Genomic DNA, 16075 nt, shown 5'->3' with positions numbered 1-16075 from the left:
ATCAAGGCTTCGACGCCTGGTCGGATAACTGGATGACATGGGTTTGCAGCATGAAGTTGAAGCTGGACACGCTGTTGAATTTCAACGAGGCGTTAGCGGCCAGCGGTGATGTCAGCGCCTGGCAGAGCGTTTCGCCCGGTAACACGTAAGCCTTGTTGAAGGTAATGTCGGCCTTGGTCGGCGCGCTCGACATGGTCGGATCAAAACGAAATACCTTGCGCGATGGGTTGCTCATACAGAGTTTCCCCTGTGTTTGCTTAAAGCTGATCTGCTTCCAGGTGTCGACCTCGGACACGTTGGGATCGACGCCAATGATCACGGGCAGATCCTGCCCGATGACGAATTTCACCTTGCCTGCGGCTTGCTGCTGTGGGGGCAATCCTGAAAACAGCACCCGTGCGATGTGTTCCCTGTCGAGGGACTTGTTGCTACGGAAGATCACGCGCACGGTCTGGTTTTTACCGGGTGCGACCACCACGGTTTGCGGCACGGTGTACAACACGCCACCGTCGAGGTCGTCATCCGGCAGTTTGCTCACTTTGCTGTAGAGCAGCACGGCTTCGTCACTGTTGTTTTTAAGGTCGATGGTGGCCTCTTTCTGTCCTTTTTCAATCAGCACCGCAGAGGCGCTGGGTTGCACCTGGGCTTCAGCCAGCAGGGGCATGGCTGTCAGGCAGGCCAGCCACAGGCATTTTTTGCCGAGAGCAGTCAAAGGTTGTATCGATAATTTGTTCATTGGAAATCTCCATTTGAGTGGGAAGTTTGCACATCAAGGTGCTGTCGGACGCATCGAACATGCCTGACGTTTGCAGTTGTTTAATGTTGTCCTGTTTAACCAGCAGCACGTTCTGGTCGATAAAGTTGGCGATCAAGTTGCCGTCCTGGTCATAAAACACCGTGCGAGAACTGAGCGCTTCTGGCTTGTTTGTCCAGCGCATCAACACGTTCTTGTTAGTGGTGGGCTCGAAGTCGAAATAGGACACCGCGCCACGGTCGCTGATAAAGTCCATCTGGTTGTTTTGGAAGTACACGTCATCGTCCAACCCCTTGGGATTGACTTTGACAAAGTCAGGCTTGTTATCGGAGATATTGGCCAGCACCACTTTGCCGTTATAGTTTGTTCTTGCCGAGCTGCGCTGGCTGCTGACCTTGACGAAACCCTTGAGGTGAGTGTCGACAATGGCATAGGTGTCTTTGAGTTGTTCAGGAGTAAACACCACGCCCTTGTGATTGGCGGCGATTGAACCCGAAAGGCTCAGGCTGTTTGACGTTGCGCTGCGGCTGTCGCTTTCGGACTTGGAAACGGTCAGGCCGGCATGCGTGTACGGTGTATTGAAGTCGTTGCTTATATAGTTTTCTGTGGATTCGCTGCGATTCGCAGTGCGCTGCACATGGCCAGCGGTCACGCTGTAATCACTGTTGACCCGGGTGGTCAGGTAGTTATCCAGGCGCTGGCTATTGCTGTAAGCGTTGTATTGCGATCGGTAGTCAACACGGCGGCCGCCCACTTCAAATGGAATCGACAGTCTGGCATTCAACGTCATTTTGTCACGCTGGGTATCACCGGGCGCTTGCAGGGTAGACCCGGCACTCAGGCTGAGTGAGGCTTTTTTGATGTTTGTGGAATAGCCTACCGACCACGTCGAATAACTGGCGCGGTTGTAGAAGTCGTTCCGGTCGAGCGAAATGCTGAACGCATTATTGTCACCCACGACAAAACTGTGCGCGATACTCAGGGTACTTTTTATATCGGCTTGGTAATCATAAAGAACCTGGCCGACATAGGAGAAATTGCGGCTGATTGCCTGGTACGTAAGGTCGGTGCCGCCGTAACTCAGCGTGGCGTTAAAGTTGGCGCCGAGTTTATTGTGCTCATTCCTCGATAACAGGCCGTACGTGGTTATCTGCAGACCGCCTTTATTGAGGGTGTTGTTAACGGAGACGCCCTGATAATGTTGTTGGGCGACGACCGCGACGGTGGGGTTCACGGCATCGCTGTAGCGCTTTGAATAACCCGCACCGGCTGTCACGGCGCGCGCATCCGTGTTCGAGCGCCCCGCAAATGCATACAGTCCACTGCTTTGCGTGGTCGCACGGCTGATGCGAGCACGGGAAATCTGGCGGGTATCGATCACCTGGCCATCGCGTTTGATCACCACCACCACGTCCGACGTCAGTGATGTCACCGGTATTGCGGCCAGGTTGTTGTGGCCGCGGTTGACGTTCAGGGTGTAGACCAGTTGGTCTCGCTGGTAGAACTCGATCACCGCCGGCGCATCGCTGTCGTAGGTGAAGGCCACGCTGCCAATGCCTGAGGGCGCACCCTTGGTGTTGTAGACCACGCCATCCACATACCCCACGCCGAAGCCGCCGTCGGGCGAGTTCAGGCGGCCGGCTTTGACGCGGCCAATGTCGAAATCGCGATCCACATAAAACGACTGGACGTTGTTATTGCTGTAGCGCTGGGTTCTGGACGTAAAGCTGCTGAAGGTGCCGTTGGCGCGCAGCAACGCGTTGTCTGCGTTGGCGCCGACTTGATAATTTGCGCTCAGTGAGTCATTACTCGAACCGCTGGAGTCGTACGACGAATAGTAGGTGTTGTAGTTGACGAAGGCGCCGGTTCCGCCCTTTTGGTGTTGAATGAAATCGGGGTTTTCCAGCAGCGCGCGCGGTACCGTGAGCTTCAGGCTGCGGTCGCTGCGGCTGAAATTGGGCTTGATCCGATCAGTCAGCAGCACGTAGGTCGCAGCGCCATTTTGAATGCGCTGACCCCAGGCTTCTTTCTTCAGACCGAACCGTTCAAGGTCATGGGCGGTATAGCCCGCTTGTCCTCCGGGCGCGCGATAAACCACGGTCTTGGCAATGAAGCGATCATTGACGTAGAGATGGACCGCGTTATCGCCAGCATAAAGTTCCGTGTCGTGAAGGGCGTCCTCAACTTGCTGGTCACTGATGCCATTGATGCCGAGCAACTTGCTGTCAAATTTGAGTTGCGCGTGAGCGTTCATCGAGATGAAAAAGATCAGCAGTAAGGAGTGGACAAGTTTCATGGCAATAAAAATGTCCCACCGTCAGGCAGGACATTTGCGAACCCACAATAAATTAGTAGTAACGAACGTTCACTTGTGCCGTGCCGTTCCATGGAACTTGCGTGGTCGCGCTGATTTGGCTGGCGATGTTTATTTGCGGTTCAACCTCAAAGTTCCAGGTGAACGCATTGCCACTGGCCGGATTGCCAGCGGTGTCCAGAGGGCTCCACTCTTCTTTGGTGTAATAAGCCCAACTGGACATCAACGCTCGACTGCTGGGCGTAGACATATGGTTGGCCGCGTCGCGGTTATAACCAAAGCTGGTGGTGTTGGTTGCGCCGTCGACGATGGTGCTGACCGGTTTCAGCACAAAGTTGCCGATCTGCTTCTTGGTCACCGGGTCAAAGCCGATACCGAAGATACGGCCTGAATCGGCGTGGTCGGTGCGCCCGGCGCTATTCTTGCCGATCATGGCGCTGGTAGGGTCCGCATCGACGATCCACATGGCGGTTTTCGTGGTTGTGCCTTCCGGGCAGTTAATATCGATCCTCGCTGTTTTTGCGGGGAGTGTGGTGAAATCGGTTTTGCTAAGTGAGTCCCAAGTGATCTCGCCCCAGTCCAGATCATTGCCAGTTGGGACATTAACCGTGCACGCGGCCGGCGTGATAATACCTTTAACGTTAATCTCGCTGGCGGCATGGGCGATAAAAGGGGCGAGGGCAGCGAAGCCGGCAACGGATAATGTCGTACCCAGTTTGAAACGTTTCACAGTCATACTCCTATGAATAATTAAAAGACGCGTCGAGATGGCAACGTCGATAATGAAATCGACACCATTCAAGAGCAGCGAAATTATAGGAGTGCAAAAAGTGCTAGTTACCTGGAATATTCCAGTTCTGCTGTTAACGAGGACAGCTGGGCGTGCACACGGGGATGATGTGCGAACCGTCAAACACCGGCGGCGCGAAGTTTGTAAACGAAGTCGCGTACCGCCGCGTGCACCACCGAGTGGTGCAGTGCTTCACGGTGCAAATGCTGCGCCTGACGGGACAGTTCGGTCAGGTCGACCAGTTGCAACGCTCCGGCGAGTTTGTGCAGCAGATGGCCGAGGGTTTCGGCATCGTCACTGATCAGTGCGGCCTCTATGGCCAGCAGGTCCTTGCGACTCTCTGCGCAAAAACTGTCCCACATCACGGCCTTCAGATCGCCCATGCTGGTGACTGCCGAGTCTTCAGGCGGCGCGCACAGGTAACGCTCGAACAGGGTAATCAACGCACTGAGGACGATGGGCTTGAGGATGAGTTCGTCCATACCGGCCGCTCGGGCACGCTGCTGTTCCTGCGGGTGGATGCTCGCCGTCATGCCGATGATGGGGATTGTCGCGGCCTCGAGCTGTGAGTCGCGTACCTGGCGGGTCATGGCGTAGCCGTCGAGTTCCGGCATATAGCAATCAGTGAGGATCAGCGTGTACTGCTGCGTTTGCAGACGCTCGAGCGCCTGCAGGCCGTTTTCCACCAGGTCGAAGGCGCATTGCAGGTGCTCCATCTGCCTTTTCAGCAGCAGTCGATTGGTGGGGTGATCCTCCACGATCAGCACTTTATGGCCCTTGGGGTAACTGGAACGGGGCAACGGAATTCGGCGGCTGCTGTTGCGCCCCAGCAGCAGTTGCTCAAGCGCGGCCTGCAAACCGCCCCAGATCAGCGGGTTAACGCTCAGCCGGGTGGACGAGGGGCCGACCGCATAGCCGGCAGGCAAGTCTTCGGTGGTAATCAGCAGCGTCCCGGGATTGCCGGCGGATGCCTCGTCGGTGGTGATCAGAAGGTCCGGCTGCTCCGACGTGAACTGAAACCCCAGCGCCAGCAGGTGCTGCGCCAGGGCTTCCTGACAGGGCGCAAGATCGGACGCGAGCTTTACCGAGTGGGACGCGAAAGGTTTTTCAAGCGCGGCGACGACGGGCAGGCTGAGGGTGAACGTGATGCGCGTGCCTTCATTGAGGCAGCTGTGCAGGTAGAGTTCACCGCCCATCAGTTGCACGAGTCGACGCGAAATCATCAGGCCCAGGCCCGAGCCTCCGTAGCGGCGGGTAATGGAGCTGTCCGCCTGCATGAAGGGTTGAAACAGACGCTCCTGCTGCGCCTGACTGATGCCGATGCCGGTGTCCGCAACCAGGAATTCCAGGTGCTGCTCGCCATCATCGTGCTTGACGCTCAGTTCCAGGCGCACATGACCGCTTTGGGTGAACTTGGTGGCGTTGCTGAGCAGGTTGAGCAGCACCTGGCGCAGGCGGCTGCCGTCGACTTCCAGCAGCCCGGCGATGCGATGATCAATCAGGCTGTGCAACGCGAGGCCTTTGCCGTGCGCCTGATGGCCGATCAGGCGCAGCACGCCGTCGAGCAATTGACGCAGATCGGTAGGCTCGGGCGACACGACGAGCATGCCGGAGTCGATGCGTGAAAAATCCAGGGTGTCGTCAAGTACCTGCAGGAGCGAGCGGGTCGATTCGTTGACCATTGTCAGCATTTCCTGCGCATCGGTGGGCAGGTGCAAGTCGCTCATCAATTCGAGCAGGCCGAGAATGCCATTCATCGGCGTGCGAATTTCATGGCTCATGGTGGCCAGAAACGCCGCCTTGGCCTCGGCCGCCTGTTCAGCCAGCTGTTCGGCGGCGCGAATGCTGGTGACGTCGATAAACGTGGTGAGCACGCCCTGGGGTTCGGCGCCGTCAAGCCGATAGGGGGTGACGATGTACAGCCAGTGCTGGTCGCTGCCATCCTCGCCCACCAGGATATGCTCGCCTTGTTGGCGTTCATCGTCGCGCAGCGCCCGGTCGACCATCTTCGAGATCCGCTGGCGCACCTGCGCAGGGTAGTAGCTGATTTCGTCAACGGAGCGCCCCAGCACCTGGGCCGCTTCGACGTTAAAGGTTCGCTCATAGGCTTTATTGAGCATCAGGTATCGGCGCTGACGGTCCTTGATTGCCACCGGGTATGGATACGATTCAAGCAGTTCGCGGCTGAAGCGCAATTGCGCGGACAGCCGCTGTTGCGTTTCCCTCAGGGCGCGCTGGCGGGTTTTGAGCGACAGGTGTGCGTAGAGCAATACGCCAATGATCAGCAGGGCTGCGGACCCTATGCTGCCGACGATACGCCAGAGGCGTTGTGGGGAGACGCCGATTTCATAGGTATTGCGCAGCCACTGTTGGGCAAACAGGTCGCGCTGTTCTATCGGAATGCTCTGGATCAGTTGATCCAGCAGGGCCGCCAATTGCGCGTGACGCTCGGTCACCGCGATAGACAACTCCAGCGGCAGATCGGTGGCTGCGGCAATCTTGAGGCTGTCCGACCAGCCTTTCTCCAGTAAGCGGTCCACGGTTATCAGGTTGCCCACGTAACCATCGGCCTTGCCGGTGCGCACCAGCTCAAAGCCATCTGCCGGGTCGGTTACCCGCAGCAGCAAGCTGTCGGGCACCCGTTGCTGGAGGCGTTGCGCGAACTTCGGATTGTCCGGCACGACCAGCGTCGCGCCATTGAGCTCTTCGATGGCGGTTTTCGCGGGTTCTCCGAGGCGTGTCACCAGCACGTTGGGAATCTTCACGAAGGGCTGCGTGTAGCGCCAGCCGGGCAAGTGCTCGGTGGACGCGTCCACCGGAATACGCAGGTCAATCTCGTCGGAAGGCGCAGCCGTGCCGCTTGGCGCGGGTATTTCAACCACTTTGAGCCGCAGCGCATTCACCAGGTATTTCAGGTAGCTGTAGCTCAGGCCATTGGGGCGACCGTGTTCGTCGAGGAACGACATGGGACGAAAGGTGGTTTCATAACTCACGCGCAGCATCGGCAAGTCATCCACCCATTGGCGCTGCGCGGTGGTCAGGTGGGAGGAGGGCTGCATGCGTTGATTGATCGAATGCTTGTCCAGCCAGCGCAACTGCAGGTCGTTGAGAAAGTCGGACGGGGTACGGGCCATGGTTGCGGCAAGGGCGTCGCGCACGTCGGGCCGCAGTGAACTGATACCGAAGTGCAGGCCGGCGTTGTCGTAAAGATCCTGCTGCCTGACCTCAAGGGACTTGTAGTGTCCGCTGCTGAACAGCGCCTCGAGCTGGTACGGCTCGCCCAGGTAGGCGTCACCTTCGCCATGCTGCAAGGCGTCCAGGGCAGCCTTGGTGTCCGCGTAGATTCGCAGTTGAGAGGGCGGCAGGCGTTGGCTCAGCCATTGAGCAGTGGTATAGCCCTGCTCGGCGACGAATGAATGTGACGACAAGTCGGCAGGTGTGATCGCCGCGCTGCCGTGCCGTACAACCAACACCAGGGGGGAGAGCAGATAGGGGCTGGAAAAGTCCATGCAGCGTTGCCGCTCGGCGTTGGTCTGCAAGTCCGGCACGATGTCGATGCGTCCTTCGCACAGTGCGGTGGTGGCTTGTTCAAAAGTGGCGAACTGGCGAAACTCCAGTTTCAGATTCAATTGGTCGGCCAGGTAACGCAGGTAGTCGATACTGAACCCGGCCGGGCTGTCGCCGACCCAGTAGCCGAGGGGAGGGGTGGTCTGCACCGGCAGGCCGACCACTACCACAGGGTTGCCCAACGCCGCCGGGGCTTGTGTTGACGCCGTGCACAGGCTCGACACCAACAATGTCAGCCACAACAGCCTGCGCAGGGCGTTTATCACCCGGAGTGCTCGACGGTGGATTTGCTCAGTGAGGCGTAATACTGATACAGCTGCGCGTCGGACTGTATACCCAACTTGCGCTTGGCCGAGTTCTTGCCCCAGCTGACCGTCTTGACGCTGCGATGCAGGGTCTCTGCAATGTCCTCGGGCGACATGCCCGACGCCAGCAGCCGCACGATTTCCAGCTCCCTGGGGCTCAGCTGCGCTTCTCCTGCCGGGCTGCGGGGCGATTCAGCCAGCGCCTTTTTCAAGGCTTCATTCAAATAGATGCCCCGACGCAGCACGGTGCGCACGGCTTTTGGCAGGCAGAGAATGTCGCTGTTTTTTTGAATGATGCCACGCACTTTCGCCTCCAGAATCAGCCTCAGAATGCCGAGGTTCTCTTCACCCGTCAGCACCAGCACCGGCAGGTTCGGGTAACGTCTGTTGAGCAAACCCAGCATGTGCAGGCCATCCATGTCGGCGCCGGGCATCGAATAGTCGACGATCAGCACGTCGCATTCATGGTTTTCCAGCGCGGTGAAGAGTTCCGGAACGCTGGTGGCGGTTGCCTGGATTTTGGCAAAACTGCTGTCATTCAACAGTACAACCTGGCAACCGTGCAGGATGGCAGGGTGATCGTCGGCGATGATGATACGAGGAATCATAAGCGCTGCTCCTGGGGAACTGTACAAATTGGCCCGTCACTGTCGCCCGACTGCTCAACACGCAGAAAGTGTAGCGTGAGTACCGTCCTGCGCGCCTGTTCAAGTTGAGACGGGAGAGCCGTGAACGATACATGCACGCAGGTTTGAGAAGACTGGAAAAATCTAGTTCCCGGGGCTTGGCTAAATGCGGCACTTCAACTTGAACTAATCACTACGCCATCCGCCCTAACGCTGTGCAGCTAATCGCCAACCCGGATTGACGCCGGGTTGCTCACTACACGCAAAGGTTTTGTGATTATGAAAAGTGAACAAGTAGAAGGTGTTGTAGAAAAGGCCGCAGGCAAGGCACAGAGCGCTGTCGGGAAACTGTTTGGTGATTCGAAGCTGCAAGCTGAAGGGGCTGGACGCCAGGCGGCTGGTCAGTTGACCCAGACCTACGGCGATGCGCTTGACAGTGTGTCTACATTCGTTAAAGAGAAGCCGGTTGCAGCCCTGGCAATTGGTGCGGTAGCGCTGCTGGTGCTGGATCGTCTGCTGCGCCGCTGAGTTGGGGGGAGAAACCTTGAGGGGTTTTTCCTGAAGCTCACCTTCGAACGCTTCGAAGTTGTGTTGTTTGGAGTGCGCGAAGGTGAGATGTGTGCATTCACCTGGAACGTCGAAAAGTATGTGGCTGGCGACGATAGTAACGTGCGTCATCAGTGTGGGCTTTTGGCTGACGGCGTCATGGTTGGCCGGAGTGAATGAGCCGTGGGACGCGCACTGTTATTTTGCTGTTCTATATCCGGCGTCCCTGGCGCTCACACTGACGCTGGGTCTGCTGTTTCAGAAACGCGGATGGCTGGCGGGCCCCATCGTAATGTTCGGGCAGATTCCGTGTGTGATGATCACATCTGAAACCGGGCCGCTATTGGCAGTTGGCATTGTGTATTGCCTGTTGCTTTCGATCCCGGCAGTGATGCTGTGGTGGGTGGCTCGCGTTATCTCTCGACGCTTCACCGCTCCAGCGGGTTAGGCTGCATTAAGCGTCTACGCTGAGAAAATCTCCTGAGCATAAGAGTGAGGTGACCCGAATGAACAGCGAATCCACGCCGGACAGGACCCGTACCGACCCAATCGACGCCGAGTATTTCGAATACAGCAAAGCGGCCAATCCGATCAGCGCGAACTTGATCACACGGATTCCCTATCAGAGCTTCCCGGCTTCGCTGTATGACAGCGGCCCCTCCAGGGTAGTGCCACTGGACCTCAGCGAAGCCCTGGGCTGCGAAGGCCCGGCGACTGGCCCTGGGCTGTGCGCGAACTTCATTCGGCTCAACGCCGGCGATACCTTCACCTTGCAGCCCAACGCGACGTCTCAAGTGCTCTATGTAATTGCGGGGGAGGGCCGCGTGGTTCAGGGCGAGCATGCCATTCAATGGTCCAAAGGCTGCTTTATCGCGCTGCCTGGCCTGCACGAGGCACGTCTGAGTGCAACGCAGGATGCTCGATTTTACTACGTGCACGATGAGCCGCTATTGCGCTACCTGGGCGTGACGCGCAGCAGTGATCGCTTTGCACCGACGCTCTATCCCGCAGACGTGGCGAACGCGAAACTGCGTGAAGCGGCCGATGACCCGCATGCGCAGGACCGTAGCCGCATCAGCATCCTGTTGGGTAATCGCAACTTTCCACAGACCCGCACAGTGACTCATGTGCTGTGGGCAATGTATGGAATTCTGCCAGCAGGGTCGGTGCAAAAGCCCCATCGGCATCAGTCGATTGCGTTGGATTTCATTATCGATTGCCCTGTGGGGTGTTACTCGCTGGTGGGCACTGAACTGGGTGCGGATGGACAGATCCGCAACCCGGTACGAGTGGACTGGTCACCTGGCCTGGCGTTTGTGACCCCGCCAGGGTACTGGCATGCGCACTTCAATGAGGCAGACGCGGAGGCATTCCTGATCCCGATTCAGGATGCGGGGCTGCAAACGTATTTGCGGTCGTTGGATATTCGGTTTAGTTGAGTGGCTTGGGGGTAGTGCGAATAATTGCGCGGTGCGTTCACGTTGCCTGATACATCATTTATTTTGAATGCTTCCGGGTAACGCGGATGCTCATGGCACCTCCTAATTGGCCTCAGTTTAAGTCAAAGAGGTGTCTAGGAATGGGCTGTGAGAAACCGTATGGCGGCCTTCTACGAGGGTCTGCGTTGGGAATCCTGGCGCGACGACATTCAGCGTGTTAGCGGTGATCAATGAGTTTCTTTCTACCCATTCCTATGGACACAAGAGGGCTCAATTCAACGATGGGTTGGCTCCAGCGCGGGCCGAGGAAAAAACTTAACGTCGTGTCCGGGATTAGTTGACCACTACATATGAGGCTTCGACGACCTTGCGTTTGAATACGGTTGGGAAGTTCGGGCGGCGACCGGGGTGACGAGCGGGAGCTATATCCAAGATAGTGTCCACTAAAAATGGTGTCCACTATCTTGGATAATTTGGAGAACGGTCAGGAGTGGGTGCTGATCGGACGGTTACGACCTAAGGACAAATAGCTCCCTTGCAAAAAAGCAAGAAGCCGGCTCTCACAGATGGCCCATAACCTTGGAGACGCGCAGTGCTCATAGGTACCGCAACGTTAAAAATCTTCGCGGCCTGACGGCTCTTCGGACTCAGGATCAGCTTGAAAAAGGGTGATCGGTAGCAATCCATGTTCGATGGATTTAGTCTGCGGATCATAGTAAGCCTGATAGAAATTGAACGACTCAATGCCTTCTCGCTCGCAGTGGGCTCTGATTATTTGGATGCATTTCAGCTTGTCTTCCAACGCAGTCTTGATGCCAAAAATCAGGCCATCCAGGCTTGTGAAACGGTACTTAAGGATCCGGTGCTTTTTGTCGGAAATATCGAGGTAGGAACTCAGCACCAGGCGATACTCTTTTTCTGATCCCCATTGAGGAAGCTTGGACGTCAGCGCGAAATCGATATTTTGGTGGTGCTCCATCCAAAGCCCATTCGAGTGGGACCTCAACCACTCGCTTTTGCTGCTGAGATTTCCTTGGGTATCGCTGTACCAGAAGCCACTCAGGGCTTCATTCGAAACGTTGCCGAGGAATCTGAAGAAGTCCATCTCTGAAAATTCTCGATCATAAAACACCTCTTTGAAGCTCATGTTTTGGAAGCTGTGAGAGATGCCGTTGTATCCTCTGCCGTCTGGCTTATTCATTTCCATAGTCATTGAGGGCGCGTCGCCGAGAACGCGATATCTCAAACAGATTCCCCTATGATTATCACCATAGCTACCCCAAATCGCCGAATTATTGCACTCTTTCATGAAGCAGGCGACATACCATTGCGGGTGCATCAATCGTTCGATCTGATCAAGGTAGTGGGGCACGAAAGCGGTGATTAACTCACGTGCCCCGATGTGACCACCTGGCATAACGTGCGCGGTTCTAATAGCGTATGTCGCATTGAGTAACGCCATTTTTTCATACGAGCCAGCGTCTCGAAGCGTGCCATCCTGAGCTTCTATGTTAGAGATGGCCTGTAGGTGTAGGTCGCGATCACGTAGCGGATCCTCGGACGTCTGGTCGGGGTACACACCAGACAGCCCGTGCTTGAAGTTGACGAGCAGCACGGTGGACAACAAGCGAGTGTGCAAGGTCGCAAGATAGAACGACAGCTCTGGCCTGTAGTGCCTCGCTTCATTCTTTGAAAGAGCGCGCACATAGCCTTGGATGACATCGCAGCCGCCGATCAGCGCATCCATCTCTTGGTACCCGGCTTGGAAAGCTCCACGTAGGTTGGAAGGGTACTGATCTATGGGAAGATTTTTTGGCAGGGGTGTTCCGAGTCGCACCGCTTCATCGACGTCCCAACTTCTGAGCGCCAGCACCAGGAGATAGTGCCTGAAGAAGTTTCTCCATATGATCTCATCGCCTGCCCAGTAGATTTCTTTGTAGCCTTCTAGGGGATCATTGAGTTGTTCAGGTGGGGCAAAATAAATCTCAAGATTTTCTAGCTCGCCTGGGAGGGCTTTCTTGATGTCAGTAGCCTTAGTCCCCAATAAGCGCTCCGCTGTGCGGAAGCGGTAAAGATGTCGTTCCATATAGGCTCGTCGATAGGAGGCTGGGAAAAGTCGCTGGCATGGCGCGGTTTTTAACAGCAGGCCGGGCGCTTGGGACTGTAGCCCACCAGCTCGGCAGCTTGCCCATAAAAACGTCCGATGCTGCATCCTATCTAGACTCGAGCGCTGCTGAAGAAGCGGGCTATGCAAGTCACTTTCGCCCGCGAAGATGGCTCCTCGTCCGCCACAAGCCATCCGCGCCACTGAATAACCTACGCTGGATCAGGCTTCGACTAAGACTCCAAGGCCTCGCAAACGGATGGCGGCGGCGCTTTTAGAAACAGCAAAATATCGGCTCAGCGCGTCCAGCACCAGGTGATAATTTCTGATGTTGTCACGCTGGTCATCGAGAAAAAGGGCGCCATGTCCTCGGTTGCGAATATCATAGTGCTCAACCAGAAGCGAGAAAGCTTCGAGAAAATGCTGTTCAGGCATTAGTAGGTAAGACGCAAATGTATTCGCTTGCCATTCGAGACGTTCCAATTCGCTTTTGGGGACAGCGATGCGCTCAAGCTGATCAATGTCCTTCGAACGTAGGCTCTCCCGTGCAATGTAGCGGCCGTGATTGAGATAATAGTGCCCCAGCTCGTGAGCAAGCGTGAACCGAGTCATCGGGGCTGTTTTGTCGCGAGAATTGATTTTTATCTCCAAGGGGGCAAATGTGATCCTACCTAAAGCACCATCTGGTTCATCTACGTAGCTAACGGTCAAGGCACTCGACGTGGTCTCACCAGCGACTACGGCTTCCAGATCTACTACCCCCCTTGTATAACCGGCAGATCGCAAAACCTGCTCTGAAAGATCTTCAATTGCTCCCTTAGAGAGATAGCCAATTCTAAGGACTGGCAGGTGAGGGGGCCGAATGATTTCCAATATGGCCGGATCGAAACTGCTGGCCAGATCCAGCCCTGTCCAGATCCCCTCCCAAGCGTTGGTGTAGCCCCCAGGGGTGACAGCATAAGCTCCCGAGAGAGTCGGCCGGAAGCCAGGGTAGGTCAGAGCGTACTCAATTTCAGCGCGCTTTCGCGATGACGCATTTCTCACTCCCGTGAGCAGGGCACGAGCCAGCTCCCATTGGAAGCCTTCGTCCGGAAAATACCGAATAACACCGAAACCCTGATTCCTGGCGATGTTGATCGTGCCGGACTGGAAGGCGCTTGCCGATACGAATATCCCTTTTGCATTGAATCCTGTGACTTGGCGGATCTTGGCCCCAAACTCCTCAATATCCCCAACCGGAACGGTGCCTGCATAATTCTTACATTCGACCAAGACGATCATTGACGGCTTAGGTTGGCCAGGAATGAAGATCTCTATGGCGATGTCGAAAACGATGTCGTCTTCTCGATCGCGAGAGTAATAGCGCTGCTTCCTGATAATCTGGCAATGCTCAGGTCTGCAAAAAAACCGCCCTTCATTGATCTCGCGACTCAGGAATTGGAAAACCTGCTCCTCGAAGAGATCACCTTTGACGTAAGTACTGAGCACTAGTGGTTCCATCTTGGTAATAGCGATCCTGATATTCTTGGTATTTGCTGCGGCGCGAGCCCATGGACGCAGCTAGCCCCTCAGCTTTATTGAAAGCCCCGTGATCACCCTAGCTATGACTCCAATTTACAGGCGAATGGTAGGGGAAAAGTCCACTAGTGGCTCTCCTAGAATCGCAGTTTTGGATATTCGCCGTTTTCGACAGCAAACCGAAATACGGCATGGCATGCCAAAAGGAAAGCTGCGTCAGTCTCACACCGACGCGTGAGTACCTCCAACTCGGGGTAGTCGAAGAACACCACAGGAACCTGATGCTTGTCCATGAAAGCCAGAGCGCGCTCGCTGTACTCATCATACATGTCTGTGAAGAGCTCCTTAACGATCACTATACCCAGCATCGGCTTGTCAGAAAAATCGACTTGGATACTTTCACCGGAGGTAGTCTCAGTTGCTGAACCGGTGTCCGCAGAGCCGTCGAGAACGCGCCGCCAAGCTGGGATAACCCTCCAACGAGCTGGTTGAGCGATACCCGGCGTTTTCTGTCCAATGATCTATTAATCATCGCTTCCGTGTTGGGACTGTCCTTGGCCTGCAGGAAGAGATTTACTTCGCCGCCCAGAACGGCGACGTCGACAAGCTCTTCGTTGTCGCTAGGCTTGATCGGGCCGTGAATGATTTCGTTGGCTGAGAACACCCGTTGCAAGAGAAACACGATATCCCGTTCCTGGTAAGGGCCTGGCTCAGGGCGAACCAACGTGCTGGTCGAAAACCCGGATGATCCATGGAATGCGTGCTGATCTTCACGCAGATCGAAATATACGAAATCGCTAGGAAACAGCTCCTCACCAAGCAGAACGGGAAACGCTTCGCGGTCATCTGAATCAGTCCGTACAGAGAACCATTGCTCCGCTTGATCAATCATCATGTGGACATCGGGGTCACAGAGCGCCGGCAGGTCTCGAATTTTCGCCCGCAAGTATGCGAGTGATGCGGATGCTCGACAGCTGAGCTGCTCCCTGTTGTGTTCATCGAGAAAGCAAACATCGAATTCGTCCGGTAGGTCAGACAACGCTGAGCACAGGGAATTACTCGGAACTAACGGTGTAGTGATAGCGAGGGGATTGTCGGGATCGTCAAAAAATGCAGATATCAGAGCCAGACCGTGCGTACCCTTCATCTCAACGGGAGCCAGGTACAACTTCAGCCCTTTTCGGGAGCGAGCCGTCAGTATGATCTCCTTCGACGTCTTTACTAGGAGTACGGCCCGTTGTTCCGTTAGATGACTTCCAGGCGCGACGGCGATGCCGCGGCCGAATTTGCGCATTGGCCCAAACAGATCCGGTCTTGTGAAGGTGAAATACATCCTTGCTCCTCAATGATGAATGCTCCGATTCGCACCGAATAGCAGACGGTGCTCACCGGCCACCCTCCCATGGTTGTTTGAATTTTGTGACAGCCTGCGATGGGCCGTCAGCCAAGCCTGCGCCGGTGGCAATATTACTCTTCGCGTGGCGGGAGGCACCAATGCCAGCGTGGCAAGATTTCTGCCCGATGGCAGTCGTGGCGGGCACCAGGAGGAAGAAGAGGGCAGTTACGTCCTTATCGAAAATACTGCCTAGTGGATGCGGTGATGCCCGCCAGAATAAGGGCGACGTCCGGCTGGAACACTGGCGCTTGGGCGCACGCTTCCCACGCTCTCTGGAACTGCAGAATCGTCCTCCCGTGCTGCCTGACGGCAAACAGCCCGACTAACAATACACAAACGTTCGTTCTGATTGACCACCAAAACAAAAAAGGATGGGGGGGATTGCGCCGTTACCCCGGCTGCGTTGGTTAAACGGGAAAGAGGGCTGCCATAGGCCCGGCAGTTTCCCTTAGCGTACGGCTGATTAGCCTCCAATAAACTCGTCCGTAGGAGAGGGTCAAAGCACTAGGTACCAGCACATTGAAACTTCTACGCCTTGACCAAGGTAAGGTCAGCTTCAGCTGCGAGTGCGTTTATGAACAGCTGAGGGATGTGCGACTCACCAGGATATTTCATAGCAAGTTGAGTAGTCGCCCGATTAAAGGCTTGACGAATATCCTGCCCAAAGCCAATTGACGCGTAAAATCGGGCGGCGAAGTCTTTAGCTGCCTCATCTG

The 16075-nt window shown here is 55.9% G+C and carries 11 protein-coding genes; 3 read left to right on the top strand and 8 right to left on the bottom strand.

The window, feature by feature from the left end:
- Position 1 precedes the first annotated feature (1 nt).
- The 5 genes from ACXX81_RS10655 to ACXX81_RS10635 form a co-directional block, all read right to left on the bottom strand.
- Positions 2-664, bottom strand: a complete 663-nt coding sequence (locus ACXX81_RS10655; RefSeq protein ID WP_458571634.1) for a fimbria/pilus periplasmic chaperone — start codon at positions 662-664, stop codon at positions 2-4.
- Complete coding sequence (locus ACXX81_RS10650) at positions 648-3050, bottom strand: fimbria/pilus outer membrane usher protein (RefSeq protein ID WP_458571633.1); 2403 nt, start codon at positions 3048-3050, stop codon at positions 648-650. Before ACXX81_RS10650 ends, ACXX81_RS10655 begins: the two co-directional genes overlap by 17 nt.
- A gap of 52 nt (positions 3051-3102) precedes the next feature.
- Positions 3103-3798, bottom strand: coding sequence for a DUF1120 domain-containing protein (locus ACXX81_RS10645; RefSeq protein ID WP_209981830.1), 696 nt, complete (start codon positions 3796-3798; stop codon positions 3103-3105).
- Positions 3799-3977: 179 nt separating this feature from the next.
- A complete protein-coding gene (locus ACXX81_RS10640; protein WP_458571632.1) occupies positions 3978-7691 on the bottom strand; it encodes an ATP-binding protein in 3714 nt (1237 codons plus the stop codon).
- A complete protein-coding gene (locus ACXX81_RS10635; RefSeq protein ID WP_322213551.1) occupies positions 7688-8338 on the bottom strand; it encodes a response regulator in 651 nt (216 codons plus the stop codon). The genes ACXX81_RS10640 and ACXX81_RS10635 overlap by 4 nt, the downstream gene beginning before the upstream one ends.
- Positions 8339-8635: 297 nt before the next feature.
- On the opposite strand from ACXX81_RS10635, the gene ACXX81_RS10630 reads away from it, so the two are divergent.
- From ACXX81_RS10630 to ACXX81_RS10620, 3 genes are all read left to right on the top strand, one after another.
- Positions 8636-8884 (top strand): CsbD family protein, encoded by a 249-nt coding sequence (locus ACXX81_RS10630; RefSeq protein ID WP_209981835.1) that lies wholly within the window; start codon positions 8636-8638, stop codon positions 8882-8884.
- 524 nt (positions 8885-9408) lie between these two features.
- Entirely contained in the window at positions 9409-10341 is a 933-nt protein-coding gene (locus tag ACXX81_RS10625) for a cupin domain-containing protein (RefSeq protein ID WP_458571631.1), read from the top strand.
- A 147-nt stretch (positions 10342-10488) separates the two neighbouring features.
- A complete protein-coding gene (locus tag ACXX81_RS10620) occupies positions 10489-10575 on the top strand; it encodes a DUF2625 family protein (protein ID WP_458572576.1) in 87 nt (28 codons plus the stop codon).
- A 379-nt stretch (positions 10576-10954) separates the two neighbouring features.
- Here ACXX81_RS10620 and ACXX81_RS10615 read toward each other — a convergent pair whose 3' ends face one another.
- From ACXX81_RS10615 to ACXX81_RS10605, 3 genes are all read right to left on the bottom strand, one after another.
- Positions 10955-12427: a DUF2971 domain-containing protein gene (locus tag ACXX81_RS10615; RefSeq protein ID WP_458571630.1), complete on the bottom strand. Its 1473-nt coding sequence runs from the start codon at positions 12425-12427 to the stop codon at positions 10955-10957.
- A 240-nt stretch (positions 12428-12667) separates the two neighbouring features.
- Positions 12668-13933, bottom strand: coding sequence for an ImmA/IrrE family metallo-endopeptidase (locus tag ACXX81_RS10610; protein ID WP_458571629.1), 1266 nt, complete (start codon positions 13931-13933; stop codon positions 12668-12670).
- Positions 13934-14318: 385 nt separating this feature from the next.
- The gene (locus ACXX81_RS10605) at positions 14319-15296 is read right to left on the bottom strand and encodes a hypothetical protein (RefSeq protein WP_458571628.1); all 978 of its coding nucleotides are present in this window, start codon (positions 15294-15296) and stop codon (positions 14319-14321) included.
- Between the last annotated feature and the right edge of the window lie 779 nt (positions 15297-16075).

Source organism: Pseudomonas sp. GNP013 (genome assembly GCF_054343995.1).
The sequence above is the reverse complement of the archived record's forward strand: the minus strand, read 5'-3'. Positions and strand labels throughout refer to the sequence as shown.

What these genes read in the sequence shown, in the direction of transcription:
- ACXX81_RS10650 (WP_458571633.1), bottom strand. Translation starts at nt 3,050, where the DNA reads ATGAAACTTGTCCACTCCTTACTGCTGATCTTTTTCATCTCGATGAAC.
- ACXX81_RS10615 (WP_458571630.1), bottom strand. Translation starts at nt 12,427, where the DNA reads ATGGAACGACATCTTTACCGCTTCCGCACAGCGGAGCGCTTATTGGGG.
- ACXX81_RS10625 (WP_458571631.1), top strand. Translation starts at nt 9,409, where the DNA reads ATGAACAGCGAATCCACGCCGGACAGGACCCGTACCGACCCAATCGAC.
- ACXX81_RS10630 (WP_209981835.1), top strand. Translation starts at nt 8,636, where the DNA reads ATGAAAAGTGAACAAGTAGAAGGTGTTGTAGAAAAGGCCGCAGGCAAG.
- ACXX81_RS10635 (WP_322213551.1), bottom strand. Translation starts at nt 8,338, where the DNA reads ATGATTCCTCGTATCATCATCGCCGACGATCACCCTGCCATCCTGCAC.
- ACXX81_RS10655 (WP_458571634.1), bottom strand. Translation starts at nt 664, where the DNA reads ATGCCCCTGCTGGCTGAAGCCCAGGTGCAACCCAGCGCCTCTGCGGTG.
- ACXX81_RS10605 (WP_458571628.1), bottom strand. Translation starts at nt 15,296, where the DNA reads ATGTATTTCACCTTCACAAGACCGGATCTGTTTGGGCCAATGCGCAAA.